Annotated in this window: 28 protein-coding genes; 9 read left to right on the plus strand and 19 right to left on the minus strand. The window is 55.9% G+C overall.

The annotated features are described in order from the left end of the window. Nucleotides 1–57: 57 nt before the first annotated feature. Entirely contained in the window at nt 58–429 is a 372-nt protein-coding gene (locus AAE045_RS06575; RefSeq protein WP_455547014.1) for a toxin-antitoxin system TumE family protein, read from the plus strand. After that, complete coding sequence (locus tag AAE045_RS06580; RefSeq protein ID WP_455547015.1) at nt 426–803, plus strand: HVO_A0114 family putative DNA-binding protein; 378 nt, start codon at nt 426–428, stop codon at nt 801–803. The genes AAE045_RS06575 and AAE045_RS06580 overlap by 4 nt, the downstream gene beginning before the upstream one ends. A gap of 77 nt (nt 804–880) precedes the next feature. On the opposite strand, the gene paaK is transcribed toward AAE045_RS06580, so the two are convergent. The 11 genes from paaK to paaA all read right to left on the minus strand — a co-directional run bounded on the left by paaK (nt 881) and on the right by paaA (nt 10,475). Continuing rightward, nucleotides 881–2,197: a phenylacetate--CoA ligase PaaK gene (gene paaK, locus AAE045_RS06585; RefSeq protein WP_202301902.1), complete on the minus strand. Its 1,317-nt coding sequence runs from the start codon at nt 2,195–2,197 to the stop codon at nt 881–883. A gap of 22 nt (nt 2,198–2,219) precedes the next feature. Further along, complete coding sequence (pcaF, locus tag AAE045_RS06590) at nt 2,220–3,428, minus strand: 3-oxoadipyl-CoA thiolase (protein ID WP_455547016.1); 1,209 nt, start codon at nt 3,426–3,428, stop codon at nt 2,220–2,222. Beyond that, nucleotides 3,425–3,850, minus strand: a complete 426-nt coding sequence (gene paaI / locus AAE045_RS06595; protein WP_271128145.1) for a hydroxyphenylacetyl-CoA thioesterase PaaI — start codon at nt 3,848–3,850, stop codon at nt 3,425–3,427. The genes pcaF and paaI overlap by 4 nt, the downstream gene beginning before the upstream one ends. Further along, nucleotides 3,840–5,267 (minus strand): 3-hydroxyacyl-CoA dehydrogenase, encoded by a 1,428-nt coding sequence (locus tag AAE045_RS06600; RefSeq protein WP_455547017.1) that lies wholly within the window; start codon nt 5,265–5,267, stop codon nt 3,840–3,842. Before AAE045_RS06600 ends, paaI begins: the two co-directional genes overlap by 11 nt. Before the next feature lie 2 nt (nt 5,268–5,269). Beyond that, entirely contained in the window at nt 5,270–6,055 is a 786-nt protein-coding gene (paaG, locus tag AAE045_RS06605) for a 2-(1,2-epoxy-1,2-dihydrophenyl)acetyl-CoA isomerase PaaG (RefSeq protein ID WP_455547018.1), read from the minus strand. 2 nt (nt 6,056–6,057) lie between these two features. Beyond that, nucleotides 6,058–6,825 (minus strand): 2,3-dehydroadipyl-CoA hydratase PaaF, encoded by a 768-nt coding sequence (paaF, locus tag AAE045_RS06610; protein WP_455547019.1) that lies wholly within the window; start codon nt 6,823–6,825, stop codon nt 6,058–6,060. Beyond that, nucleotides 6,825–7,892, minus strand: a complete 1,068-nt coding sequence (gene paaE, locus AAE045_RS06615; RefSeq protein WP_455547020.1) for a 1,2-phenylacetyl-CoA epoxidase subunit PaaE — start codon at nt 7,890–7,892, stop codon at nt 6,825–6,827. Before paaE ends, paaF begins: the two co-directional genes overlap by 1 nt. 7 nt (nt 7,893–7,899) lie before the next feature. Beyond that, nucleotides 7,900–8,400, minus strand: a complete 501-nt coding sequence (gene paaD, locus AAE045_RS06620; RefSeq protein ID WP_202301912.1) for a 1,2-phenylacetyl-CoA epoxidase subunit PaaD — start codon at nt 8,398–8,400, stop codon at nt 7,900–7,902. 11 nt (nt 8,401–8,411) lie between these two features. Continuing rightward, on the minus strand, nt 8,412–9,167 hold the full coding sequence (gene paaC, locus AAE045_RS06625; RefSeq protein WP_455547021.1) for a 1,2-phenylacetyl-CoA epoxidase subunit PaaC: 756 nt from the start codon (nt 9,165–9,167) through the stop codon (nt 8,412–8,414). 8 nt (nt 9,168–9,175) lie between these two features. Then, complete coding sequence (gene paaB / locus AAE045_RS06630) at nt 9,176–9,463, minus strand: 1,2-phenylacetyl-CoA epoxidase subunit PaaB (protein ID WP_202301914.1); 288 nt, start codon at nt 9,461–9,463, stop codon at nt 9,176–9,178. Between the two features lie 94 nt (nt 9,464–9,557). Further along, nucleotides 9,558–10,475 (minus strand): 1,2-phenylacetyl-CoA epoxidase subunit PaaA, encoded by a 918-nt coding sequence (gene paaA / locus AAE045_RS06635; RefSeq protein ID WP_455547022.1) that lies wholly within the window; start codon nt 10,473–10,475, stop codon nt 9,558–9,560. Nucleotides 10,476–10,761: 286 nt separating this feature from the next. Between paaA and paaZ the strand changes: the two genes are divergently transcribed. The 5 genes from paaZ to tam all read left to right on the plus strand — a co-directional run bounded on the left by paaZ (nt 10,762) and on the right by tam (nt 16,839). Then, nucleotides 10,762–12,792 (plus strand): phenylacetic acid degradation bifunctional protein PaaZ, encoded by a 2,031-nt coding sequence (gene paaZ, locus AAE045_RS06640; RefSeq protein ID WP_455547023.1) that lies wholly within the window; start codon nt 10,762–10,764, stop codon nt 12,790–12,792. Between the two features lie 188 nt (nt 12,793–12,980). Next, a complete protein-coding gene (gene tynA / locus AAE045_RS06645) occupies nt 12,981–15,239 on the plus strand; it encodes a primary-amine oxidase (protein ID WP_455547024.1) in 2,259 nt (752 codons plus the stop codon). 117 nt (nt 15,240–15,356) lie between these two features. Further along, the gene (locus AAE045_RS06650; protein WP_455547025.1) at nt 15,357–15,596 is read left to right on the plus strand and encodes a type II toxin-antitoxin system Phd/YefM family antitoxin; all 240 of its coding nucleotides are present in this window, start codon (nt 15,357–15,359) and stop codon (nt 15,594–15,596) included. Nucleotides 15,597–15,611: 15 nt separating this feature from the next. Then, the gene (locus AAE045_RS06655; protein ID WP_455547026.1) at nt 15,612–15,944 is read left to right on the plus strand and encodes a type II toxin-antitoxin system RelE/ParE family toxin; all 333 of its coding nucleotides are present in this window, start codon (nt 15,612–15,614) and stop codon (nt 15,942–15,944) included. A 139-nt stretch (nt 15,945–16,083) separates the two neighbouring features. Beyond that, nucleotides 16,084–16,839, plus strand: coding sequence for a trans-aconitate 2-methyltransferase (tam, locus tag AAE045_RS06660; RefSeq protein WP_455547027.1), 756 nt, complete (start codon nt 16,084–16,086; stop codon nt 16,837–16,839). A gap of 37 nt (nt 16,840–16,876) precedes the next feature. On the opposite strand, the gene AAE045_RS06665 is transcribed toward tam, so the two are convergent. Then, nucleotides 16,877–17,311: a multidrug/biocide efflux PACE transporter gene (locus tag AAE045_RS06665; RefSeq protein WP_455547028.1), complete on the minus strand. Its 435-nt coding sequence runs from the start codon at nt 17,309–17,311 to the stop codon at nt 16,877–16,879. 89 nt (nt 17,312–17,400) lie between these two features. Here AAE045_RS06665 and AAE045_RS06670 point away from each other — a divergent pair, with 89 nt between their 5' ends. Both AAE045_RS06670 and AAE045_RS06675 read left to right on the plus strand, forming a co-directional pair. Continuing rightward, the gene (locus AAE045_RS06670; protein WP_455547029.1) at nt 17,401–18,267 is read left to right on the plus strand and encodes a LysR family transcriptional regulator; all 867 of its coding nucleotides are present in this window, start codon (nt 17,401–17,403) and stop codon (nt 18,265–18,267) included. 86 nt (nt 18,268–18,353) lie between these two features. Further along, the gene (locus tag AAE045_RS06675) at nt 18,354–18,602 is read left to right on the plus strand and encodes a CsbD family protein (RefSeq protein WP_202301925.1); all 249 of its coding nucleotides are present in this window, start codon (nt 18,354–18,356) and stop codon (nt 18,600–18,602) included. 61 nt (nt 18,603–18,663) lie between these two features. Here the strand turns inward: AAE045_RS06675 and AAE045_RS06680 are convergent, their stop codons facing one another. The 7 genes from AAE045_RS06680 to AAE045_RS06710 form a co-directional block, all read right to left on the minus strand. After that, nucleotides 18,664–19,320, minus strand: a complete 657-nt coding sequence (locus AAE045_RS06680; protein ID WP_455547030.1) for a helix-turn-helix transcriptional regulator — start codon at nt 19,318–19,320, stop codon at nt 18,664–18,666. Nucleotides 19,321–19,411: 91 nt separating this feature from the next. Continuing rightward, a complete protein-coding gene (locus tag AAE045_RS06685; RefSeq protein ID WP_455547031.1) occupies nt 19,412–19,918 on the minus strand; it encodes a fimbrial protein in 507 nt (168 codons plus the stop codon). Between the two features lie 38 nt (nt 19,919–19,956). Then, complete coding sequence (locus tag AAE045_RS06690; protein ID WP_455547032.1) at nt 19,957–20,472, minus strand: fimbrial protein; 516 nt, start codon at nt 20,470–20,472, stop codon at nt 19,957–19,959. A 44-nt stretch (nt 20,473–20,516) separates the two neighbouring features. Next, nucleotides 20,517–21,440, minus strand: a complete 924-nt coding sequence (locus tag AAE045_RS06695; RefSeq protein ID WP_455547033.1) for a fimbrial protein — start codon at nt 21,438–21,440, stop codon at nt 20,517–20,519. A gap of 12 nt (nt 21,441–21,452) precedes the next feature. Further along, complete coding sequence (locus tag AAE045_RS06700; RefSeq protein ID WP_455547034.1) at nt 21,453–23,984, minus strand: fimbria/pilus outer membrane usher protein; 2,532 nt, start codon at nt 23,982–23,984, stop codon at nt 21,453–21,455. A 75-nt stretch (nt 23,985–24,059) separates the two neighbouring features. Further along, complete coding sequence (locus tag AAE045_RS06705; protein ID WP_455547035.1) at nt 24,060–24,737, minus strand: fimbrial biogenesis chaperone; 678 nt, start codon at nt 24,735–24,737, stop codon at nt 24,060–24,062. A gap of 67 nt (nt 24,738–24,804) precedes the next feature. Next, nucleotides 24,805–25,326 carry a fimbrial protein gene (locus tag AAE045_RS06710; RefSeq protein WP_455547036.1) on the minus strand — a complete coding sequence of 174 codons (522 nt, stop codon included), beginning with the start codon at nt 25,324–25,326 and terminating at the stop codon, nt 24,805–24,807. Nucleotides 25,327–25,656: the final 330 nt, after the last annotated feature.

A 25,656-nucleotide genomic window follows, 5' to 3' on the forward strand; every position in this document is an offset into this window, starting at 1 on the left:
TTCCGTTGAATATTAATTGTACGTATTTTATTCTCTGGAAACATAAGGAAAGCCCCTATGGAATGGGATGATACTGGTCTGGACGATCTGCTGAATTACCATGGCGCAATCTCTTACCGCACAGATGGCTACTGGTGGAAAATTGAAGCATGGTTGATACAACCAACGGTCTTTTGTCCACATGGCGTTAGATACAATCTGACCTTGCATAACCCCTCCAATAGAAGAATCCTGGGTTATGACAATGCGCATAGTATTAAGATCCCTGCCAAAAGTAACTTCAGTAACAGGATAGTTCGCGATCATATGCACCTTACATCGCAGGACAAAGGCCGGCCCTATGAATACACAACTGCAAGAAAATTAATGGCTGACTTTTTTACTACAGTTGATGAAGTCATAAACTTGTTAGAAGGAAAAAACAGATGAAAGCGCATATAGGCATTTTGTCCGAGGAGCTTCAACGAAAGCGTATCCTTGCTGGTGTCTCAGGGAAATATAAAACCATGCCCGACGAGCCAAAAATATGGTTTTGCTCTCTTAGTTCACTCGGGAAAGTATTAAGCCCTGAAAATCTCGCACTTCTGCAAACCATGAAAAATAATCAGCCGGAAAGTATTGAGAAACTTGCCGAACTGTCTGGCCGAGAGCTGCCGCAACTGTTGATCGTCCTGGGAAGATTAAATGGACTTGGCTTCGTTGAACTTGAGCGGCAGGGTAAAAACGTCAAACCAAAAGCTCTGTTCACCGACTTTGTTATCCATGTCGACAGCACGTTAGAAGCCCGCATCAATGCCGCCTGAACAACGGGTGAAACTGCGTTATCCGCCCTTCTGGTTGCAGCGTAGGGCGGATAAACGGAGTGTCATCCGCCGTTTGTTTACTGGTTTGCCGCCGTGCGCAGATCGCTTACGCGAATGGCTTTGCCTTCCGAACGCGGCAGGCTGCCGCAGTTGACAATGCTGATGTCCGTGGAGATGCCGACCATCGATTTAATGCGGTGGCGCAGCTGGTGACAGACGGAACAGCGCTGTTCGTGGCTTAAATAGAGGCTGCTCTCTTTCAGCTCCACCTTGACCGAGAGCGTGTCCAGGTGGCCGTCGCGATGAACCTCCAGCTGGTAGTGCGGGGCCAGATGCTCGAACTTGACGATCTCCTCTTCCAGCTGCGACGGGAAGACGTTCACGCCCCGGATGATCAGCATGTCGTCCGAGCGCCCGGTGATTCTGTCCATGCGGCGCATGGTGCGCGCCGTTCCCGGCAGCAGGCGCGTCAGGTCGCGGGTGCGATAGCGGATCACCGGCAGCGCCTCTTTGGTCAGCGTGGTAAACAGCAGCTCCCCCTGCTCACCGTCATCCAGCGGCGTGCCGCTAATCGGGTTAACAATTTCCGGGTAGAAATGATCTTCCCAGATGGTTGGCCCGTCGGTGGTTTCCAGACACTCCATCGCCACTCCCGGCCCCATCACCTCCGACAGGCCGTAGATATCCAGCGCGGTAATGCCCAGGCGGCGTTCGATTTCGCGACGCATGGCGTGCGTCCACGGCTCGGCACCGAATACGCCAACGCGCAGCGAACAGTTGCGCGCATCGCCGCCCATCTGGCGCTCCAGCTCTTCAATCAGGTTCAGGCACCAGGACGGCGTCACCATGATCATATCCGGCTGGAAGTCGCGGATCAGCTGCGCCTGCTTCTCCGTCTGGCCGCCGGACATGGGGATAACCGTCGCGCCAAGGCGCTCTGCACCGTAGTGCGCGCCCAGCCCGCCGGTAAACAAACCGTAGCCGTAAGCGACGTGGATTTTGTCTTTTGGCGTGCCGCCCGCGGCGCGCAGCGAACGGGCAACGATATCGGCCCAGGTATCAATATCTTTTTGGGTGTAGCCCACCACCGTTGGCTTGCCGGTCGTACCCGATGAGGCATGAATACGCACAATCTGCTCCATCGGCACCGCGAAGGTGTCGAACGGATAGTTGTCGCGCAGATCCTGTTTGGTGGTGCAGGGGAAAAGCTGAATGTCCTTCAGCTCTTTAAAATCGTCAGGGTGTACGCCCACCGCGTCAAACTTGCGTTTGTACATCGGCACGTTGGCGTAGGCGTGGTTAAGCGTCCACTTCAGGCGCTGCGTCTGCAGGGCCTGCAGTTCGTCTTTTGACGCGGTTTCAATCGGTTCCAGCTTTGTAGTAGAGGTTATCATTATAGGGTACTCGCAGGTTTGATTAGCTCACACGCTCAAGGATCAGGGCAATGCCCTGGCCAACGCCGATACACATCGTACAAAGGGCATAGCGGCCCTTCCGGCGATGCAGTTCGTGGCTGGCGGCCAGCGCCAGTCGGGCTCCACTCATGCCCAGCGGATGGCCTAAAGCGATGGCGCCTCCGTTGGGGTTAACATGGGGGGCATCGTCAGGCAGCCCCAGCTGTCGTAATACGCCCAGCGCCTGCGCGGCAAAGGCTTCATTCAGTTCTATTACGTCCATGTCGTTGATGGAGAGTCCCGCCAGCTCCAGCACCCTGCGCGTTGCGGGTACCGGGCCGAGGCCCATATAGCGCGGTTCTACACCTGCGGTAGCCATTGCGACGATGCGGGTCTTTGGCGTCAGGCCGTGGCGCTTAGCCGCTTCTGCGCTGGCAACGATTAGCGCCGCCGCCCCGTCGTTTACCCCGGACGCGTTCCCGGCGGTAATGACGCCGTTTTTACGGAACGGCGCTTTCAGGGCGTTAAGCTGTTGCAGAGTTGTTTCCGGGCGAGGATGTTCGTCGTCGCGAACTTCTACCACTGTCCCTTTCTTACCTTTCACCATAACCGGCACGATTTCCTGCGCCAGCACGCCATTTTTCTGCGCCTCTTCGGTACGCTGCTGGCTGCGCCAGGCGAAGGCATCCTGGTCGTCACGGCTTATATTTAACAACTCGGCTACATTCTCTGCCGTTTCGGGCATGCTGTCAGTACCAAAATGCTCAGCCATGAGCGGGTTCACAAAACGCCAGCCAATGGTGGTATCGAACATCTCTGCCTGGCGCTGGAAAGGCGCGGTCGCTTTACCCATCACAAAAGGCGCCCGGGACATGGATTCCACGCCGCCCGCAATCATCAGCTGCGCATCCCCCGCCTTGATAGCCCGGGCAGCCATGCCGAGTGCATCCAGCCCGGAGCCGCAAAGGCGGTTGATTGTCGTGCCGGAAATCGTCTGCGGCAGCCCTGCCAGCAGCGTAGCCATGCGCGCCACGTTGCGGTTATCTTCCCCCGCCTGGTTGGCGCAGCCCATAATCACGTCGTCCACCGCGCTCCAGTCCACGGACGGGTAGCGCGTCATCAGCTCTTTCAGAGGAACGGCGGCGAGATCGTCCGCCCGTACTGACGACAGCGCCCCGCCGTAGCGGCCAATGGGGGTTCTCACGCCGTCACAGATAAATGCGTCATTCATAGCTTTGCTCCAGAGACAGGGGTGCCGATACGGTGCGAGCGCCCACGGAACAGGGCGACGGTTTTCTCGTGCTGATTGATGATTTCAATGTCGTAAACGCCGGTCTGCCGTCCCTGAGTACGCACCTGCGCCACGGCCGTTAATGTGTCGCCCGCATGGCCCGGGCGAACGAAGTCAATGCTGCATCCGGAAGCTACCGCCGCCAGCCCCTGGCTGTTGCAGGCGTAGGCAAAAGCGGTATCCGCAAGCGTGAAGAGCTGCCCGCCGTGACAGGTCTGATGGCCGTTGAGCATCGCTTCGGTCACCGTCATGGTCAGCTTTGCGAAGCCTTCCCCCATCTCCACAATCTCAATGCCCATCTGGTGGGCGCAGTTATCGTGGGCGTACATCTCGCGGGCGTTGGCCCAGGCATCAGTGTTCATGTTGCGTCTCCAGCAGCGCGCGCTGGCGCAGCAGCGATGTCGGGCGATAGCGTTCTTCGCCGTAGTGTTGTTGCAGATTTTCCAGCAGGGTCAGCACCCGCTGCCAGCCAAGCTCAGCGCCCCAGGCCAGCGGCCCGTGGGGATAGTTGACGCCAAGGCGCATCGCGGTATCGATGTCCTGCTCGCTGGCAACGCCCTTTTGCAGCGCGTCCAGCGCTTCGTTCGCCAGCATTGCCACCGTGCGCCAGACCAGCATGCCCGGATAATCCTTGATCAGCAGAACCTGCTTGCCATGCCGCTGGAAGAAGCGGACGGCCTTTGCGGTTTGCTCGGTTGTATTGCCAGCCGCAGCGGCCAGCACGACCAGCCTGGCTTTGCGCCAGTCGTTGATCAAATCGACCAGCACTACAGGACGTTTAAGGCGAAGCGCCAGCTGCGACGCGGTTTCCCCTTGAGTAATCTGAACCACAAGATCGTCAAGCTCTATGCCGGAAAAGGTTACAATGTCACTTTCAATATTGGAAAGCTGACCGGATTCGTAAGGCAGTGATTCATCGAGCGGCCAGCGGTAGACCCCCTGCCCGGTTTTCTTGCCAAGGCGTTTGCCGAGCACCAGCTCCTGCTGAATCAGCGAAGGTAAAAAGCGGCGCTCCTGCCAGAAGCCGTTGAACACCGAACAGGTGACGGCGAAGTTCACGTCCTGGCCAATCAGGTCGGTCAGCGCCAGCGGCCCCATCGGAAAGCCACCGCAGTCGCGCAGCGCCGCGTCTATGACGGCTGCCGGAGCAACCTGCTCTTCCAGCGCGCGCCAGGCTTCAGAATAAAAAGGACGAGCAACGCGGTTAACGATAAAACCAGGCGTTGAGTGACAGCGCACCGGCTGTTTTCCCCAGCGCATCGCCAGCCCGGTCAGGCTGTCCAGCACGGCTGGCGCGGTTTCCAGCCCGCTGACCACCTCAACCAGCCTCATCACCGGAGCCGGGTTAAAGAAATGCAGCCCGACCACGCGCTCCGGGTGCGGAACGCCGCTGGCAATCGCGGTGATGGAGATGGAGGAAGTATTGCTGGCGAATATCACCTCTGCTGAGCAGGCCTTCGCCAGCTCGCGGAAAATGGCCTGCTTAATATCTATCTGTTCCGCAGCGGCTTCGATAACCAGATCGGCCTGCGCCAGTTCGCTAAGCGTTTGTGCGACGGAAATTCTGGCAACGGCGGCGTTTCTGTCGTCTTCGCTGAGTTTACCTTTCGTGACTCGTGCGCTTAATGCGGTGGCGATGCCGTCAATTGCCCGACGGGCCGCATCGGGCTGAATATCGTATAGCTTCACGGCGTGACCGGCCTGTGCCGCCACCTGGGCAATGCCTGCGCCCATGGTACCGCTGCCGATGACCGCAATAATGGAGTGAGGAGTCAGCATGATTATTTCCCCTTAAAGACCGGCGGACGTTTGGCCAGGAAAGCCGCCACGCCTTCGCGGTAGTCGTCGCTGCGCCCGGCAATGCGCTGGTAGTCGCGTTCCAGATCCAGCTGTTCGTCCAGCGTGTTGCTTTCCGAGGCGTAAAGGGCCTTCTTCACCAGCCCCAGGCCGAACGTAGGCTGGCTGGCGAAATGCGCGGCAAGCGCACGGCCGGTATCAATCAGCGCTTCGTCATCCACCACCTGCCAGATCATTCCCCACTGGTGCGCCTGCTCCGCGCTGAGCTTCTCGCCAAGCAGCGCAAGGCCCATCGCACGGGCACGCCCGGCGACTCGCGGCAGGAACCAGGTGCCGCCGCAGTCGGGCACCAGCCCCAGCCTGCTGAAAGACATAATGAAATTAACGGAGCGCGCGGCGATGACCATATCGCAGCCCAGCGCCAGCGTAGCTCCGGCTCCGGCGGCAACGCCGTTTACAGCAGCTATCACCGGCTTCGGCAGCTTTGCCAGCCGCCTGACCAGCGGGTTATAGAAGTTTTCGACGGAGGCACCAAGGTCCGGCGCGGCCCCGTTCGGATCGACGTTACGATCGTTAAGATCCTGACCCGCACAAAACGCACGGCCCTCGCCGGTAATCAAAAGGCAGCGGATAGCGTCGTCGCGTTCGGCCTGCGCCAGCGCTTCTGCCAGCTGGCGGTGCATTTCGTCGTTAAAACTGTTCAGGCGTTCCGGGCGATTTAAGGTCAGCGTCATCACGCCGTTTTGCACATCGCTAAGAATAAAAGTCATGGCTATCGTCCTTTGAACGCGGCGGGTCGTTTTTCCAGGAACGCGGCGATGCCTTCCTGACGGTCGGCGGTGGCGGCAAGCAGCGTGAACAGCTGACGCTCCTGCTGTAACCCCTGAGTCAGCGAAAGTTCGTGCGCCTGGCGCAGAGCAGTTTTTGCGGCCTGTAACGCAAGCGGAGCATGTTGAGCAATGCGGGCTGCGAGCTTCTGAGCATATTCCAGCGTCAGCGCTGAGGGACAAACTTCGGCAATCAGACCCGCCCGTAGCGCCTGGTCTGCGGTGATAGCCTCCCCCGTCAGCACCATGCGGTAAGCCAGCGCTTTGCCGACGCTGCGGATCAGCCGCTGGGTGCCGCCCGCGCCGGGCATAATGCCCAGCGTGATCTCCGGCAGGCCAAAGCGGGCGTTGTCCCCCGCCAGCACGATGTCGCTCAGCATGGCAAGTTCACAGCCTGCGCCCAGCGCATAGCCGTTTACCGCCGTCAGCAGCGGTTTGGGAAATCGTTCGATGCGTGCCCACAGCTGCGGGCGCGGATCGTTCAGCGTGGCGGGCATATCGCGGCTCGCCATCTCTTTAAGATCGGCGCCTGCTGCGAAGCAACGCTCGCTGCCGGTAATCACCACCGCACCGATACTGTCATCGCTTTGTGCCGCTTCCAGCGCATCCGCAAGCTGCTCCAGCAGCGCGTTATTCAGCGCATTGCGGGCCTGCGGGCGGTTCAGCGTCAGCGTTAAAACCCGGTCGTTCCGGCTGCTAAGAAGTTCGCTCATTACAACCCCTGCGCGTCAAAGTCGAGCACCACGTCATCGCCTTTCGGCAGCGTCTGGCAGCTCAGGACGTAGCCCGCCGCCAGCTGATCGGGTTCAAGACTGTAGTTGATGCCCATCTCGACCTCACCGCTCACCACCTTACAGCGGCAGGTGGCGCAGACGCCGCCTTTGCAGGCATAAGGCAGATCCGCGCCCTGCCGTAATGCCGCATCAAGAATGCTTTCGTCGTGGGCGTCGAGGGTGATTTTGCGGTCGCGTCCGTCCTGGCGCAGCGTGACGACTTTGCCCGCCGCCTGTTCGCGACGGCGCAGGCTCGGTGCGGTACCCGGCGTATTGAAATGCTCGATGAAGATGTTCTGCTGCGCAACGCCCAGCGCCAGCAGCGCCGCTTCGGACTCCTGCATCATGCTTTGCGGGCCGCAGATAAAGGTGCGGTCGAAGCCTTTCAGATCCAGCAGCTGGTCGCCCAGCGCCTTTAGCTTCGCGCCGTCCAGCCGCCCGCTGAGCAGATCGCTCTCCTGAGTTTCCTGGCTGAACAGATAGATAAGCTGTAAACGCTGCGGGTAGCGGTCTTTAAGGTCGGCCAGCGCCTGGCGGAACATCATGCTGCGGCTGCTGCGGTTACCGTAGACCAGCGTCACTGTGCTTTGCGGCTCGGTGGCGAGCGTGGAGCCGATAATCGCCAGCATTGGCGTTATGCCGGAGCCCACCGCCAGGGCCAGATAATTGCCCTGGGTTTCAGGCTGCGGCTGATAGCCAAACGTTCCCTGCGGGATCATCACGTCCATCGCCATACCGGCAACCAGGTCGCTGACCGCGTAATGGGAGAAGCGCCCGCCCTCGATGGCCTTCACGGCCACACAGATTTCACCAGGCTGCTCGGCCCGGCAGATGGAGTAGCAGCGGCGCAGCTCTTCGTCCCCGAGGCGCGTTTTAAGCGTCAGATGCTGCCCCGGTTTAAAAGCATAATGGCTGCGCAGCTCTGCGGGAACCGCGAAGGTGATGGCCACCGCCTCCGGGGTTTCCTGTTCAATGCGTGCCACCTTAAGCGAATGAAACGTCGTCATGGCATCCTCAAATACATTTAAAGTAATCAAAGGGTTCGCGGCAGCTATCGCAGCGATAGAGCGCTTTGCAGGCCGTGGAACCGAATTCGCTAATCAGCGAGGTATGCAAACTTCCGCAGCGCGGGCAGCTGACTTCTGCACTCGCCGACGAGGCATGACAGGCGTGGCCCTGCGGCGGGCTGATGCCGTATTCGCGCAGCCGCGCTTTCGCCTCGGGCGTCATCCAGTCCGTTGTCCAGGCCGGGTGAAGCACCTGATCGATATGCACCGGCTGCAAATCGGCTTCGGCCATCGCTTCGCGGATAGCCGCCAGCAAAAAATCCGTCGCCGGGCAGCCGGAGTACGTCGGCGTGAAGCCGATGTGCCAGCCGTCGTCACGATGATGCACGCTGCGCACCATGCCCAAATCGGTGATGGTCAGCACCGGGATTTCCGGGTCGCTGATTTGCCCGAGGATGCGCCACACGTCGCGAACCTGGGCCGGCTCCAGCGCGTCGAGAGTTTGCATAGGCTGCCTCGCTACCATTGCAGTTCGGGATAAGCGCGCTGCAGGTACTGCATCTCCGCCAGCAGCGGGCCGAGGTGCTCGGTATGCAGCCCCTGTTTTCCGCCGGTGCGGTACTGCGCTTCCTGCGGTTTCACCAGCGATGCATCATTCAGGGCGCTGAACACTTCCGCCTCCCATTCGTCACGCAGGCCGCGTGGATCGACGGCGATACCCTGCTCTGCCAGGCTGATTTCCAGCTCGTCGGCGTGAAACAGTTCACCCGTGAAGCGCCAGAGCCTGTTCAGTGAACTCTGCATCTTTTGATGTGAAAGCTCGGTGCCGTTACCCAGCCGCACCAGCCAGCCGCGGCTGAAGCGCAGGTGATAGCGAACCTCTTTAATCGCTTTTGCGGCGATGGCAGCCAGCTGCAAATCGCGGCTGTGCAGCAGGCGGCTGAACAGGGCGACGTGCCAGGCGTCCAGCAGATACTGACGCATGAGCGTATCGGCGAAGTCGCCGTTCAGCTGTTCGGCCAGCAGCAGGTTGTGGTACTGGCGTTCGTCGCGTCCGAAGGCCAGCCGGTCCTCATCGAGCTGCTCGCCCTGAATCTCTGCGGCATAGCTCAGGAAGTTGCGTCCCTGGCCCAGCAGATCCAGGCCGATGTTCGCCAGCGCCAGATCGATCTCCAGCTCCGGCGCATGGCCGCACCAGCCGGTCAGGCGCTGGGCCAGCACCAGGCAGGTATCGCCCAGCCGCAGGGTGTAGGTGGTTAACGGGGAATAAGTCATGGCGCGCCTCACATGTGCTCGATGCCGTCGGGCAGCGTATAAAACGTTGGATGACGGTAGATTTTGCTTTCCGCTGGGTCGAAGAACGCCGGGCGCTCCTCCGGCTGTGAGGCGACGATTTCGCTCGCCTTCACCACCCAGATAGAACAGCCTTCGCTGCGGCGGGTGTAGGCATCGCGGGCGTTTTCCAGCGCCATCTGGTCATCGGCGGCGTGCAGGCTCCCGACGTGACGATGCGACAGCCCCTGTTTGCTGCGGATAAAGACTTCGTATAACGGCCAGTGGACATTGCTCATATGATTTTCCTTTTTGGTGGATGGCGCTGACGCTTATCCACCCTACAACTACAAATTTTTCTTTCGCTTTTACGTAGGTCGGATAAGCGCAGCGTCATCCGACATTTTTAGCTGCGTATGCCAGAGCGGCTTCACGCACCCACGCGCCCTCTTCCCAGGCTTTACGCTTGGCGGCCAGGCGCTCTTCGTTACACAGCCCTCGTCCGGCAACCACCTCGTTAAATTCGTGCCAGTCGATTTCGCCGAACTCGTAATGGCCGGTTTCTTCATTCCAGCGCAGATCTTTGTCCGGCACGGTCATGCCCAGCAGCTCAACCTGCGGAACGGTGTTGTCCACGAAGCGCTGGCGCAGCTCGTCATTCCCGAAACGTTTAATTTTCCAGGCCAGGCTCTGCGCGCTGTTCGGGGAGTTGTCGTCGTTCGGGCCAAACATCATCAGCGCGGGCCACCAGAAGCGGTTGATGGCGTCCTGCAGCATCTGCCGCTGGGATTCACTGCCCTGGGCCAGCACGTTGCAGGCCTCAAAACCCTGGCGCTGGTGAAAGCTCTCTTCTTTACAGATTTTCACCATCGCCCTGGCATACGGCCCGTAGGAGGTGCGGCACAGGGCGACCTGGTTCACAATGGCCGCACCGTCAACCAGCCAGCCGATCACCCCGATATCCGCCCAGTTCAGCGTCGGATAGTTAAAGATCGACGAATATTTCATCCTGCCGTCGAGCATCTTCTGGTAGATATCCTCCCTGGCGCAGCCCAGCGTTTCCGCAGCGCTGTACAGATAAAGCCCGTGCCCGGCTTCGTCCTGCACCTTCGCCAGCAGAATAGCTTTGCGCTTCAGGCTCGGGGCGCGGGTCAGCCAGTTCCCTTCCGGCAGCATGCCGACAATCTCCGAATGGGCGTGCTGCCCAATCTGGCGGATCAGCGTTTTACGGTATTCATCGGGCATCCAGTCCTGCGGCTCTATCGCAATTTCCTGGGCGATTCGCTCATCAAAGCGGTGTTGTTCAGTCACGGCATCACCTTTTATGATTCAAATAAGATTCAATAAACGAGTTTTAATGAATCACTTGATAGATAAAAGTTACAGATAAGTTAACGAAAACAGCAAAATTAATCCGCATGCTTTGTGAGCATCGTCACGATAAATCTCGTTAAATCCTCGTTTTTCAGCCTGTTACGACGCCACTGGCTATCCCACCATTTCACATTGTTAATAAATTATTAAATTACACCTTGCTTTTTATGATTCACAAATCAAACATTGAATGCATTAAACGTAATGCTTAGTGGAGAGTGTGATGCAACAGTTAACAAGCTATCTGGCAGGCGGCTGGGCGATGGGCCATGGAAAAGAACGTACGATAAATCATGCGATTAGCGGCGAGGCGCTGTACCAGGTAACGAGCGAGGGGCTGGATATGGTGAAGGCGCGCCGCTACGCCATCGACCACGGCGGCAAGGCGTTAAGCGCCATGACGTTCGTCGAGCGCGCCGCCATGCTGAAAGCCGTGGCGAAGCATTTGCTGGCCAGTAAAGAGTCTTTCTACGAGATCTCTTACCAGACGGGCGCCACGCGTGCCGACAGCTGGGTGGACATTGAAGGCGGTATCGGCACCCTTTTTGCCTACGCGGGCATGGGCAACCGCGAACTGCCGGACGACGTGCTGTGGCCGGAAGATGAAACGATCCCCCTCTCAAAGCAAGGTGGCTTTGCCGCCCGCCACGTGCTGACGTCGAAATCCGGCGTCGCGCTGCATATCAACGCGTTTAACTTCCCGTGCTGGGGAATGCTGGAGAAGCTGGCGCCAACCTGGCTTGCGGGCGTGCCTGCCATCATCAAACCCGGCACCGCCAGCGCGCAGGTTACGCACGCGATGGTGAAGTCCATCGTCGAGTCCGGTCTGGTGCCGGATGGCGCCATCAGCCTCATCTGCGGCGGCGTCGGCAACCTGTTCGATCTGCTGGATGAGCAGGACGTGGTGACCTTCACCGGCTCCGCCAGTACCGGGCAAAAGTTACGTTGTCACCCTAATATCATCGCCCGCTCCGTACCCTTCACCATGGAGGCGGACTCGCTTAACTGCTGTGTGCTTGGCGAGGACGTCTCCCCGGAACAGCCTGAGTTCGCGCTGTTCATCCGGGAAATAGTGCGTGAGATGACGGCTAAGGCCGGCCAAAAATGTACCGCCATTCGCCGTATTATCGTTCCCGGTCAGCAGCTGGAGAACGTCACCCTGGCGCTGAAGGCAAAACTGGAGAAAATCCAGCCCGGCGACCCGACGCAGGAAGGCGTGCGCATGGGCTCTCTGGTCAGCCTTGAGCAGCGTGATGACGTGCAGCAGAAAGTGGATCTGCTATTAGCCGCGGGTTGCAAAGCCGTAGTGGGTGGCAAAGCGGATACCTCCACGGCTGGCGCTTTCTTCCCGCCTACTCTCCTGCTCTGTCAGCAGCCGGACGAGACGCCAGCCGTCCACGAACTGGAAGCCTTCGGCCCGGTCGCGACCGTTATGCCTTATCGGGATGCGGAACATGCAATGGCCCTGGCGCGCGCGGGCCAGGGCAGCCTTGCGGGAACGCTGGTCACCGCAGACGGGAATATCGCCCGCCAGTTTGTTCTGGGCGCTGCCCGCGCGCATGGGCGTATTCAGGTGCTGAATCAGGAGTCGTCCGTCGAATCCACCGGCCACGGCTCGCCATTGCCGATGCTGGTTCACGGTGGGCCTGGGCGCGCGGGCGGCGGTGAAGAGCTGGGCGGCCTGCGAGCGGTGAAACACTATTTGCAGCGCACGGCGATTCAGGGCAGCCCGACCATGCTCGCCGCAGTCAGCAAGCAGTGGAGCTACGGCGCGGCGGTGACAGAAGATCCCGTTCATCCTTTCCGCAGGCACTTCGACGACTTACAGATTGGTGAGAGCCTGCTGACCGCGCGCCGGACCATCACCGAGGCGGATATCGTCAATTTCGCCAACCTGAGCGGCGACCATTTTTATGCCCACGTCGATAAGATCGGCGCTGCGGAGTCGTTTTTCGGCGAACGCGTGGCGCACGGCTACTTCGTGGTTTCTGCGGCGGCCGGGCTGTTTGTCGATCCGGGCGTCGGGCCGGTTATCGCCAACTACGGCATGGAAAACCTGCGCTTTATCGAACCGGTGAAAATCGGCGATACCATCCAGGTGCGCCTGACCTGCAAACGCAAGACGGCTAAGCCGCAGAAAACGGCGGAGGACAGGCCCGTTGGCGTTGTGGAGTGGGCGGTTGAGGTGCTGAATCAGGACGGCCAGTCCGTGGCGCTCTATTCCATTCTGACGCTGGTCGCCCGCAAAGAATAATTTGCCGGATGACGCTGCGCTTATCCGGCCTACAACTCCGTAAACGCGCAGTGTCATCCACCGTAAAGTTGGCAAAGCCAGCAAAGAGGTTGGCAAGCAGCGCCATATATCCCGCCTGAGAAGTTGTTATGTTGAATTCAGTCCCGTCCAGCAAGCACACAACAACAAACGCCAGGAGTGAGACCTGTATGACTTTAACAACCGGAAAGAAAGCGCTGGCTGTAGCCATTGCCCTCATGACCTCCCCCGCGGCCTTTGCCCACGGCGGCGAGGCCCATATGGTGCCGATGGAGAAAACCCTGACGGAATTCGGCGCGGACGTGCAGTGGGATGACTACGCGCAGATGTTTACCCTCGCCAAAGATGGCGCTTATGTAAAAGTTAAACCGAACGCCAAATCCGCCATCGTGAATGGCAAAACGCTGCAGCTGCAGGTGCCGGTGATCTTCAAAAATAAAACGGCTTATATCTCGGACGGGTTTATTAATGAAGTCTTCCAGTCGGGGCTGGATCAGACGTTCGCCGTGGAGAAGAAGCCGCATCCGCTGAACTCCCTGACCTCCACCGAAATTGAAAAAGCGGTATCCATCGTTCAGGCTGCCCCTGACTTTAAACCAGGGATTCGCTTTACCGAGATCTCCCTGCACGAACCACCTAAAGAGCAGGTATGGAAATTTGTCATGGACGGCACGCCGGTCACTGCCCCGCGTACTGCGGACGTTATCATGCTCGATGGAATGCATATCATTGAAAGCACCGTAGATTTGGATGCCGGTAAAGTGCTCTCCTGGCAGCCGATTAAGGGCGCGCACGGCATGGTGCTGCTCGATGATTTCGCCACCGTGCAGTCCATCATCAACGGCAGTAAAGAGTTTGCCGAAGCGCTGAAAAAACATGGCGTGGACGATCCCACTAAAGTGATGACGACGCCGCTCACCGTCGGCTACTTCGACGGTAAAGATGGGCTGAAGCAGGACCAGCGGCTGCTGAAAGTGGTGAGCTATCTGAACACCGGCGACGGCAACTACTGGGCGCATCCGATTGAAAATCTGGTGGCGGTCGTCGACCTGGAAACGAAGAAAATCATCAAAATTGAGGAAGGCCCGGTGATCCCGGTGCCGATGAATCCCCACCCGTTCGACGGACGTGACCGCAAGGCGCCGGACATCAAACCGCTGGAGATTATCGAGCCGGAAGGGAAAAACTACACCATCACCGGCGATACCGTTCACTGGCAGAACTGGGACTTCCACCTGCGCCTTAACTCCCGCGTTGGGCCGATTCTGTCCACCGTGACCTATAACGACAGCGGTACGAAACGCAAAATCATGTACGAAGGCTCGCTCGGCGGCATGATCGTACCCTACGGCGACCCGGACGTGGGCTGGTATTTTAAGGCGTATCTGGATGCCGGTGATTACGGCATGGGGACGCTGACTTCACCTGTCGCGCGGGGCAAAGATGCGCCGGGCAACGCCGTGCTGCTCGATGAAACCATCGCCGATTACACGGGCAAACCGACGACCATCCCGCACGCCATCGCCATCTTCGAGCGCTACGCCGGGCCGGAGTATAAGCATCAGGAGATGGGCCAGCCGAACGTCAGCACCGAGCGCCGCGAGCTGGTGGTACGCTGGATAAGCACCGTGGGTAACTACGACTATATCTTCGACTGGGTCTTCCACCAGAACGGCACCATCGGTATTGACGCCGGGGCGACGGGGATTGAAGCGGTGAAAGGCGTGAAGGCAAAAACCATGCATGATGCCACCGCCAAAGATGACACGAAGTACGGCACGCTGATCGACCATAATATCGTCGGCACCACCCACCAGCACATCTACAACTTCCGTCTGGATCTGGACGTGGACGGCGAGAATAACAAGCTGGTGGCGCTGGACCCGGAGGTCAAGCCCAATACCGCCGGTGGCCCGCGCACCAGCACCATGCAAATCAAGCAGTACGACATTAATAGCGAGCAGGAAGCCGCACAAAAATTCGACCCCAGCACCATCCGTCTGCTGAGTAACACCACGAAAGAGAACAAAATGGGCAACCCGGTTTCCTACCAGCTTATCCCCTACGCTGGCGGCACGCATCCGGTGGCGACAGGCGCGAAGTTTGCCCCTGACGAGTGGATTTATCATCGCCTGAGCTTTATGGACAGGCAGCTGTGGGTGACGCGCTACAGCCAGGACGAACGCTACCCGGAAGGGAAATACCCGAATCGTTCGGCGCACGACACCGGCCTGGGCCAGTACACAAAGGACAACCAGACGCTAAACCACAGCGATGATGTGGTCTGGATGACTACCGGCACCACCCACGTCGCCCGCGCCGAGGAGTGGCCGGTCATGCCAACGGAATGGGTTCACGCGCTGCTGAAGCCGTGGAACTTCTTTAACGAAACGCCAACGCTGAACCTGAACGGGAAGAAGGAGAAATAAGGGCAAATCTGCCGGGTGGATGAACGACGCGTCATCCATCGGCAACGATTGCCCTGCTTGATGAAGGTCTAAATAAAGCCTATATTTAGTCCTTCATCCGTTTTAAGGAGAGTGATGATGAGAATTGAAACGATCAGCTACGTTAAGAAAAATGCCGCATCCCTTGATGTTTCCGAACCCATCCTCGTCACGCAAAATGGTATCCCTGCTTACGTTATCGAGTCCTGGGAAGCGCAGCAGGAACGCGAGAACGCCATTGCCCTGCTCAAACTGATGACGTTGTCAGAACAAGATAAAGCCGAAGGCAAGGTTTTCACCAAAGACGAACTGCTGGCGGATTTAGGCATTAATAAATAATAATCAGGATCTTATATGGACAGTAAGAAGATTGTTATTGAGTACACCAGGACAGCAAAAGAGACGCTAAGGACGATTGCCAGTTTTCTGCAAATCACCGGTGGTGATTTAAAGATCATTTCTGACACGCTTGCAGCCTTCGAATTGAAAGCCCGCGAATTTCCACTTGGTAGCCAGATTTGCCCGGAACTGTTGAATCTTGGCTGCGCAAAGTATCGTGAATGTAATACCGAACAGGGATTTCGGGTTATTTATTCGGTCGATAATAATCTCCTCACGGTCCATGCCGTCCTTGCCCAGCGCCAGGATATAAAACAGCTCTTGTTTAAGAGACTGATCCAGCCTTAATCAGGCCAGCAGGCCCATACGCAAGACGTTACATATCACAATATTTACATCACATTACCGCGTTTTGCGGGAGCGGCGAGTCGCCGGGTAACAGTATTTGCGGCTATGCTTAGGGCAATTTTAGCCCGAGGAGAGAAGCATGCAGGACTGGAACCCGGCACTTTATCTGCAGTTTGAAGCAGAGCGCACCCGCCCGGCAGCCGAACTGGCCGCGCGTATTAACCACCCTTTTGCAAAGCGGATTTCCGATCTAGGCTGCGGCCCGGGTAACAGCACCGCGCTGCTGCATGAACTGTGGCCCGATTCTCAGGTTACCGGTTTAGACAACTCCCCCGCCATGCTTGAAAAAGCCTCCGCCGCCTTGCCTGGCTGTAAGTTTGAGCAGGCAGATATTGCCCGCTGGCAGCCGGAAGAAAAGCAGGATGTGATTTTTGCCAACGCCTCGTTGCAGTGGATCGGCAACCATCGCGCTTTATTCCCGCATCTGGCAGAACAGCTGGCGGAAAGTGGCGTACTGGCCGTGCAGATGCCGGATAACTGGCAGGAGCCGACGCACGGCTTTATGCGCCAGGTAGCCAGCGAGCTGGGTAACCCACCCGCCGGGCGCGAAGCGCTGCTGGAAGCCAATGAGTATTACGATTTACTGACCGAACAAGGCTGCCGCGTGGACCTCTGGCGCACAACTTATTTCCACGTGATGCCATCTCATCAGGCGATTATTGACTGGCTAAGCTCCACCGGCCTGCGGCCTTATCTGGCAAATCTGGATGCCATTCAGCAGAAAGCGTTTCTGGAGCGCTATCACCACCTGCTGCAACAGGCTTACCCGGTGCAGAAGGACGGCAACGTGCTGATGCTCTTCCCGCGCCTGTTTATTATTGCTCGTAAAACTTAGGCTGACGAAGCTGCCCTGTCGCAGGGCAGCCTGATGATTATCTGCTCGCCAGGTACTGCAGACGACGGTTACGCAACGCGTCGTAGCACCAGTTATAGACAACCGTGTACGGCAGGAAGAACAGGAAGAAGCCGATCTCGACCATAAACGCCTTCAGCAGAGTCACGTCCAGCATCCACGCCGCCAGCGGCAGGCCGATTAAAATAAAGCCGCCTTCGAAGCCCAGCGCGTGGGCGATGCGCAGCGGCAGGCGACGCGGCTGGCCGACCGGGAAGAATTTGTCGAAGCCGGTGTTGTAGATAATGTTCCAGATCATCGCAACGGTGGCCAGCATGATGGCCAGCGCCCCCATCTGGAAAATAGGTTTGTTCATCAGCCACGCGGCGGCAGGGGCTGAGATACAGATGGCGATGACTTCGAAGCCGACCGCGTGCAGCACGCGCTCAGCGAAAGATCTTTTTTGAGAATGCATAAATAACTCCGGTATGTTGCCTTGCGCCCTATTCTCATCGTAATTCCTGATAGAATGAAATGAATAGCCATCGATAAAAGCGATAGATAATGCACTTCTCCCCCGAATCTCTTGAGGCATTCCTGCAGGCTGTAGAAACCGGATCTTTCTCCGCTGCCGCCCGCAAGCTGCGCAAAAGCCAGTCCACCATCAGTAACGCTATCGCCAATCTCGAGGCGGATTTGGGGATTACGCTGTTTGACCGCAGCAGCCGCCAGCCGGTGCTCACCTCCCAGGGCCACCGCGTGCTCCCTTACGTGCAGTCGATTATCGCCGCCAGCGAACGGCTGGATGAAGTGTCGGTGCGGCTGGCGGGCAACATCGAGCCGCGCCTGAGCTTCGTGCTTTCCGACGTCTGGCAAACCGCGCACCACGAATCGATCCTCAAGCGCTTTTCCGGGAAGTTTCCGGATATTGAGTTCGAGTGTCTGATTGCGGAAGACGAGGACGTTATCGATCTGATTCAGTCGGGCCGCGCCCACGTCGGCGTGCTGCGCGTGCAGGAGCGTTATCCGGTGGACGTCACCGTTGCGCGTTTGCAGGTTGGCGCCGAGATGTCGATTTTTCTGCACCGGCAGCATGAACTGGCGCAGCTGCCGGCCGTCGAACTGGACCAGCTGCATACCGTGCGCCAGCTGTGCCTGAAAACCTATAAGGACCCGACGCGGCAGACGGGCGGCGGCCCGGCCTGGTCATCCCCTTCTCTGCTGATGCTGCTGGAGATGGCGGAGCAGGGTTTCGGCTGGGGAATTTTGCCGCGCTGGCTGGTGCAGCAGTTCGGCCACAACGTGCTTAAAGAGCTGCCGGTGGCGGGCTGGCCGCAGCGTATTGACGTGGACGTGATGTGGTCCAATAAGGTGCCGCCGGGGGCGGCGGGACGCTGGATGATTGACCAACTGCGGGCGCAGCAGGCCTGAGCCAGACGACGAACATTCCTAAAGGGGCTGGCAGGTTCCGGGCTTTGGCTATACTCAATGGTGAATACACACCTAAGGAGTCCGACATGTTTGAGAAAGCCGAAGATAAATTGAACGAAGCAGCGGGTAAAGCACAGGAAGTTTTCGGTCGCGAGACTAACCGTCCGGACCACGCTGCGGCGGGTGCGGCAAAAAAATATGCCTCGCAGGCGAGCTACGCCGTAAGGGATGCCGCAGACACCGTGCGCGATCAGGTTTCCTCTAACCCACTGGGTGGCTTAGCCGTCGCGGGTGCGATTGGCGTAGTGATTGGTTTTCTGTTAGGCCGTAAATAAGTAGTCTTTGTCGGATGACGCTTCGCTGAAGTTCAGGATTACAGGCGAGGCGTCATTCATCTTAAGCGTTACAGCTAAGCGTTCTGATACCCTGGCTTTCCTGAAATAAATCTTTCATCTGCTTCTGCTTTAGCCACTGATGAAGAAAATTAAGTAACTCATAATCTGAATTAAGATTAAATTTACTCATGATTTTGCATTTGTGCGCCCCCACCGTCTTCGGACTTATATCCAGATAATCTCCAACGAGGGCTGGTATTTCACCGCGATAGAAATGGGCGGCAACTTTAATTTGCTGTGGCGACAGCGTTCGATGCTTGCAGCGCTGGCAATCATGTTCACTCTCGCGTTTGCTCTCTGTATTACAGTCTTGCCAGCCGTTGACGATAGCCCTTTTGACCTTAGTTATAGACTCGGAACGATGTAAAAAAATCGTATCCTTAAGGCAAAGAGGCAAAGGCGCGGAGGAGATCCCCTCCCCGTCATATAAACCAATCAGCAAACTTTGCGGCTTACGCCTCTTCAGGGCGGAATGACAGATATAGCTTTCACCGGCGTGAAAGTATTTTATAACAACGTCAGCAACGCTGATATTTTCTTCTGAGAAGTCGAGAATTTCAATTGCAGCAGCATTTTCATGGTGAAATATATTTTCCAGCATTAACTCCATGCCGTTTTTGTATAATGTATAAAAATCTTCAATAACGATTTTCAGCATACAGTTTTTCCATATTAAAATTAACACCAGATTCAAGAAAACACTCAAAGTGTTAACACCTTGCCCCCAGATAAATAACCGAACCTGATAGCTATTGATAAATAAAATGTACGCTTACCGCCGCAGAAAAGGTTCCCCCTTTGGCATCGCCAGCCGGACTTACGATTCTTGCAGACAGAGGAAACTTAGCTTTATGCGTCACGCCGTCAATATTTACCGTCATGGAAGAACCTGTTCCATAAATAGTCCTGTGATCTGCACTGGTCATTTGCAGAGAAACGTCTCTGGCCGTACCCTGGTTTTTATAAGTATCCGCAGAATTTTCATTCGGCATGCCCGTAAACGTTGCCGTGACATTGAGTAAGTCAGCTGCACAGCTGGAAAGTAACAGGTGAAAGTCCGTCCAGTTTGATCCGCTCCCACGCTCCTTAAGGTTATGCGAAATAACTTTGCCCAATTCAATATGTTTTGACTGCGTATCAACATCCACAATACAGGGCGTGCTGACCACCTGCCCCTGAATAGTAATATCAGCAGCCTTCACCTGGCCGGTCATGAAAACCAGCTGCAGGAAAACCAGATAGCGATATCGCGCCACAATCATCTCCTGCTGGAATATTCCCCAGCACAAATTTATTACTGATAGACGAATGAGGCCACAATAACCGTGCTCACATCACCCGGTAGCGCTCCGCCTGACTTTGAATAAGCGCTGGCTTTCAGTCTGAAGGTCGCTTTGTTTGAGCTTACCGGCGCCGTTAATACCGACCCGTTGCTGATAAGGACGCTTGTCGCTTTGTCGCGCAGCTCAACTGCTGTGCCTGCAGCCGGACTTGCCGCCATGTTAAACCATCTGTCCGGCGCATTGACGTCTGGCGTACCGGTAAAGGTTGCTTTGATATTGCTGGTGCCGGACGGACAGCCGGTGAGCGGCAGGTCAAATTCAACGGCGGAGGAGTTGCTGCCAGCCGAGGCGAGAGAACTTGCCGGGATATTATCCCCCAGCGGAACCACCAGCGGATTCACGCCACCGTTAATTGTGGTGCAGGGAGAAGCAATAATCTTCCCGGATATTTGTAGCGTGACGTTATCTGCGGCTGAGGCATATTCTGCCACAGAGATCGTAAAGAGAAACGCTGTCAGATATTTCATTGTGCTATTCATTATTAATACCTTTTATATTATAACCGTTTTTATTACTGATAAGTTAATGTCAGCGTTGCCGATGCGTTTGCATCACCTGTCGTCACTGTCGTCTTCGTCTGATAATATCGGGCTACCAGCGGTAGCGTCGTCTGTGCAGTAGTCGAGGTCTTCAAAAACAATGTTGAATTTAAGGTCAGTGGCGTTGAACCGTAAACTAACTGCACGCCCACACCGGTTGCTACGCCCGCACTTCCCTGGTTGGATAACGCCAAAACACTTTGATTCGTGGTGTCCGGGTTTTGCGTCCCGCTAAGCGTAACCTTAACGTTCGCTCCAATATCACAGTTCAGCCCCAGATTTTGGGTATTCTGCGTTGGGTTAACAAAGCCTACCGTTGATCCAAATGTATTCACCAGCACGTTACCAATAGGGAATGATAAATTAGGTGTTGTGATTGAACAGGCTACGGTAGTAATAGTTCCGCTGACTAATTTAACGTTCATTCCAACCATGGACGTAGGGCTCACTACCCGCCCCTGCATGACTATGCCCGTCGTTAAAGTTCCGCTCCCCGTTGATCCATACTTAATAAAATAAAGCGTCCGTCCATTTGGCCAGTTGCCATAACGGTTGGCCCCCATGGCCACCGGACTTTGCTGTCCAAATGACACTCCCACGCCGGGAATATTTGTCTGCCATACAGGTTCCGCATTTGAAATATTGGCGGAAACGGAAAAAATCATCGGGAACCACTGGTAGCTCCAGGTTGTGGTACAGCCAAAGCCTGCCGTGGTGCCGGGGCTAACAACCGTCGCGAAGGTCGTCCCAACCGGTATATCGCGCTGAATAACAATATTCCCTGCGGCGATATTTAATGTCGCTAGCGAAGTTCCGCCATAGTCACAGACGGCGGATGCTTTACCGGCCATCACCAATAAGGGTGCCAGCAACAATAGCCTGAATAAAAATCTCATTTCATTACACCTTTAATGACAGGATGCCTTTGTCTGCAGAACAGACTCACCGTCTTTCATAGCGGGCAGGCTGGTTTTTATACGGCACTGTTCAGCGGCGTCATCGCCCCATTTAACCTGCATATTTACGTCATCCATCAGCCCGGTTAAATAAACCTGGCCACTGTCGCCCACGATAAATCCTTGATCGTTCGTTGGCCGATCGAATGGAGTCACTATCGCGCCAAAAGGAACTGGCTGACCGTTTTGCCGCACCAGCGTCATTAATACGCGACGGCCAACGCTTGCAATATATTCGGCACGCACTACTGCTCCACGCGTTGGAATAACCGTTTTAGTGGTTAACGATAATTCCACATTTTCCGGCGTGCCTTCGGGATCGAGCGTTACGTCATTTTTCCTGTAGGGCGAAAGATTGCTGATGACGGTATAGCCTCGATAATCAGTTTTCATACCGGGCTGATTAGCCACCGCAACCCCTTTTGCTCCCGGAGCCGCTACCAGGCCAATGCTTTCCCCGAACGGCTGAGCCAGCGTTATGCCGTCCCGGTGCCCAAGAACACCGCCCGAGAGGCCATAGTTAATTCGCTGCGAATTTTTATCATAGCCATACCCGGCAACGACCTCGCCGTAGGTCCCGCGATAGTCAGCGTTCATATTGCCGGTGTAGCCCACATCGTCCGTACCGTAGCCCTGCTGTACGCTCCAGCTCAGCGCGTTGCTCTCTAAGGCCAGGCCGCTGACGCCCACGGAATGGGTCGTCCCGCTTTGTTGGCTGCTGTTTACGCTGTAATTGGCCCAGGCATTACTTAAGAAACGATCGAGCGGGACGCTAATGTTGAATACGACCTGCCGGTCTTTATCGTAAATCCTGCCGCCGCCCGTACCGCCAGCCGTTGAGTTCGTGTTGTAGGTGTAACCGACGCTGTAGCTGACGCCCTGCCAGGAGTTGTTATAGCTGGCACCGTAAGACTCCATCGTTTTGTTAAGCTGCCAGTAGTCTTCTCTTACCGCCGTCAGCGTCATGGCGCCCATGCGCTCGCCGAGCGCCTGGCTCAGGGTTAACTCTGCCCGGTTACGCCGCCTGTCAGGACTAAGGCTTTCGCTACTGTAGGAGTTCAGCACTTCTGACATGCTGTAATAACCCGACGTGGAGTAGCGATACCCGGCAATGGCAAAGTTTGTCCCGGTCCCGATGAAATTTTTGCTATAGCGTATGCGCCACGACTGGCCACTGCTTTTATCGCCCTCTTTGGGGCTTGACCAGCCTTGCGTTACGTCGCTGGAAACGGCACCAATCGGCCCCAGGTTTTTTCCCAGCCCCAGCGCCACCGACTGATACTTAGCCGATTCCTGAACACCGCCGTACAGGGTAAATCCGTGAGCAAGACCGTAAATCGCCGTTCCTTGCGCCAGCGGCGTTTTTTCCACGCTGCTGCTGTACGCCCGGTACTGCCCTCCGGTCAGGCTGTATTTCAGGCGCCCTTCACGTTGTAAAACGGGTAGCGAAGCGAAAGGCACCACCATATTCTGCTGGCTGCCGTCGGCTTCTTTGATCGTGACATACAGGTCGCCCGATCCGCCCGTAGGAAACATATCGGTAATTTCAAAAGCGCCGGGGGCAACATAGCTTTCGTAGATAACATAGCCATTCTGCCGAATAACGACCTGCGCGTTGGTGCGTGCAATACCCCGCACGACCGGAGCATAGCCAATCAGGCTCTCTGGCAGCATATCGTCGTCCGACGCCAGCTGCGCACCGCGAAAGGGAATGCTTTCAAAAATATCAGCGGGCGACGAGCTGTCGCCGAGTACCATCTGGCTTTTCAACGCAACAACATCGCGCTGCAAATAGGTGTAGGCCGAATCCCATTTGTCGTTACCCTGACTATCACGGTTCCAGGTCGTGTAGTTACGCAAACGCCAGGGGCCAAAATTTGCGCCGGGGCGCAGGTTCACGTACTGGCTGTTATCGCTGCTTCCGTTACGCGAACGTGTCGTGTTACCGCTGAGGCTGTAGTTGAGCAGCAGCGCATTAATGCCTTCATCCCACAGATCTGGCGAAACATAGCCACGGGCCTGGGGCGAAAGCGCCGCCTGCGGAATACTTAACAATAATTTTTGGTTGTTAAATAAAAACTCCGCCTTTGCCTGAGGAATAGCCTCGATGCGGGCACACTTATCGTCCGGCAGCAGCTCGGGGAACTGGCTGGTTTTAATGCCATAATTTTTCAACATTGCAGTGGATAAACAGGGCTGGAGCTTCACCTCCCCCCCTGCATTTTTAACCAGTTGAAAGGTTATGTCCCTGCTGTCCACCATCTGGTCGTTGATAATCACATCAACACGGTAGATACCCGGCGCCTGCTCTCCGTTTTCAAATGCGGAAAGATCTACCTTCCGTGAAGAAGGGTTATCTATTTCCAGCAGCGCGGGGTTGAAATAATCCTGCGCTATACAGCTTGTGCTGGCACCTGAACAGACAAATGAAATATAGCAGGCCAGGAAAGTGGGTTTTATTCTTATAAGTTTAGTTGCTATCATTATTAACACCCTGGCCTCGCGGAGGCCAATATTACGCCCACGAATTACAATTAGACCTGGCTAGCTGCCCATCATTTAAATAGAACTATTGTGTATTTCACCCACGCCACCAAAATCGCTAATGATTTTAAAGGCCAGGGGACCAGAACTTACCCCAGCGGGTAAAGAAAAGTTCGCCGTGCTGCCGGGCGCGACAAAACTGACATCCGGCAGGACTTTGCCACCCACGGTGATTTGGTTGAAATTCATATAATAATTCGTTGGGTTCGTAACCTGTAATTGATCGCCTGCTCTCTTCCACGTCAGCTTATCAGCCACCTGCTCAGGCATAACCCCTTTGAGCCCTGCGGGACGATAAATTAATTTAATCCGGGTTTTAACCGCCACCTGCAGCGTATTTTCCTTTTTCGGTGCAGAAGGTATGGATTTAATATTTAACCAGACCATTGACTCCTTATCCTGCGGCACTGAGCCCGCGAGGACTATTCGCATGACGTTCTGCTGCCCCTGGTCTAAGCGATACAGCGGCGGCGTAATGATAAAGGGAGCTTTGTCAGCGCCAGCGGTCTGGGGATCAAGCCATGACTGGATAAGATAGGCTACGCTATCCGGATTATTAACGCTCAGTGAAGCTTCCTTCTTCGCCCCGTCATAAATAACCCGGGTCCCGCCAATAACGACGCCTGCATTTACGGCTGTGGTACATGAAGCCATAAAAAGGCCCAACAGCAGAGATGTACTGAATAATTTCATACTTAACCTTTAGTGAAGGAATACGAGCGGAGTTTCCGCCCGCATTCCTTTATGCGAAAAAAGACGATCAGTTGTAGTTCAGCGTAAATGTCGCTGAAGCGTTTGCAGGGCCGGACACAACGGTCTGCGCCATCTGTACGTAACGCGCGTAGAAGTTCAGCGCATTATCGCCTTCAACCAGGGCATAAGCGGTAGAAGGAGTGAAGAGCGGCAGCTTGGCGGCTGGGTCAGAAAGCTCGATGGCCACGCCCTGCGCAGCGCCGAGATCCTGAGTCAGTTTCAGAACGGAGTCGTCGCCGTCGTAGCCGGTACCGTCGAATTTAACGCGAGCTAAATTCAGTCCGGTCGGGCAATCTTTTAATTTAAGAACAAATTTAGTGGCTGATGCTTTAGAGCCAACGCCGGTAAAAGCAGTACGGGCAACTTTACCCAGATCTACAGTCATGGTGTTGTTCGCGCCAATATCAACGGTACAGGCTGTATCGGTGATCTCACCGGTAAAATTAACGGTACCATCTTCTGCAAATGTATTAGCAGCTGAAAGCACGGCAGCCACAGCAATAGCCATAGAGATTAAATTCTTTTTCATAACATTTTCCTTTATTTGTATAAGTTTGTCCGGCGAGTCATGGCAATAAAGTGCCCGACCAATCACTCAGGAGTAATTAGTTCTCGTCGAACAATTCCTTGCTTCATCATTTTTGCCGCGCAGTGAATGTCGTAACAGGAATGAAACCGTTCTTAATATGAAAATATTAAGCACGGCAAAATCACGATCCAGAAGAAAACTGATATGCATTCAAAAATCAATTTATATCAGCAAACACCAATTCACTGCATGAATCAATTTTCATCAAATCCCCTGACAAACTCAAGGTGTTTTTGGGTGTAATTTTACACCGTAACATTTATTCACTTA

Source organism: Dryocola clanedunensis (assembly GCF_038405435.1).
Classification (GTDB): Bacteria; Pseudomonadota; Gammaproteobacteria; order Enterobacterales; family Enterobacteriaceae; genus Dryocola; species Dryocola clanedunensis_A.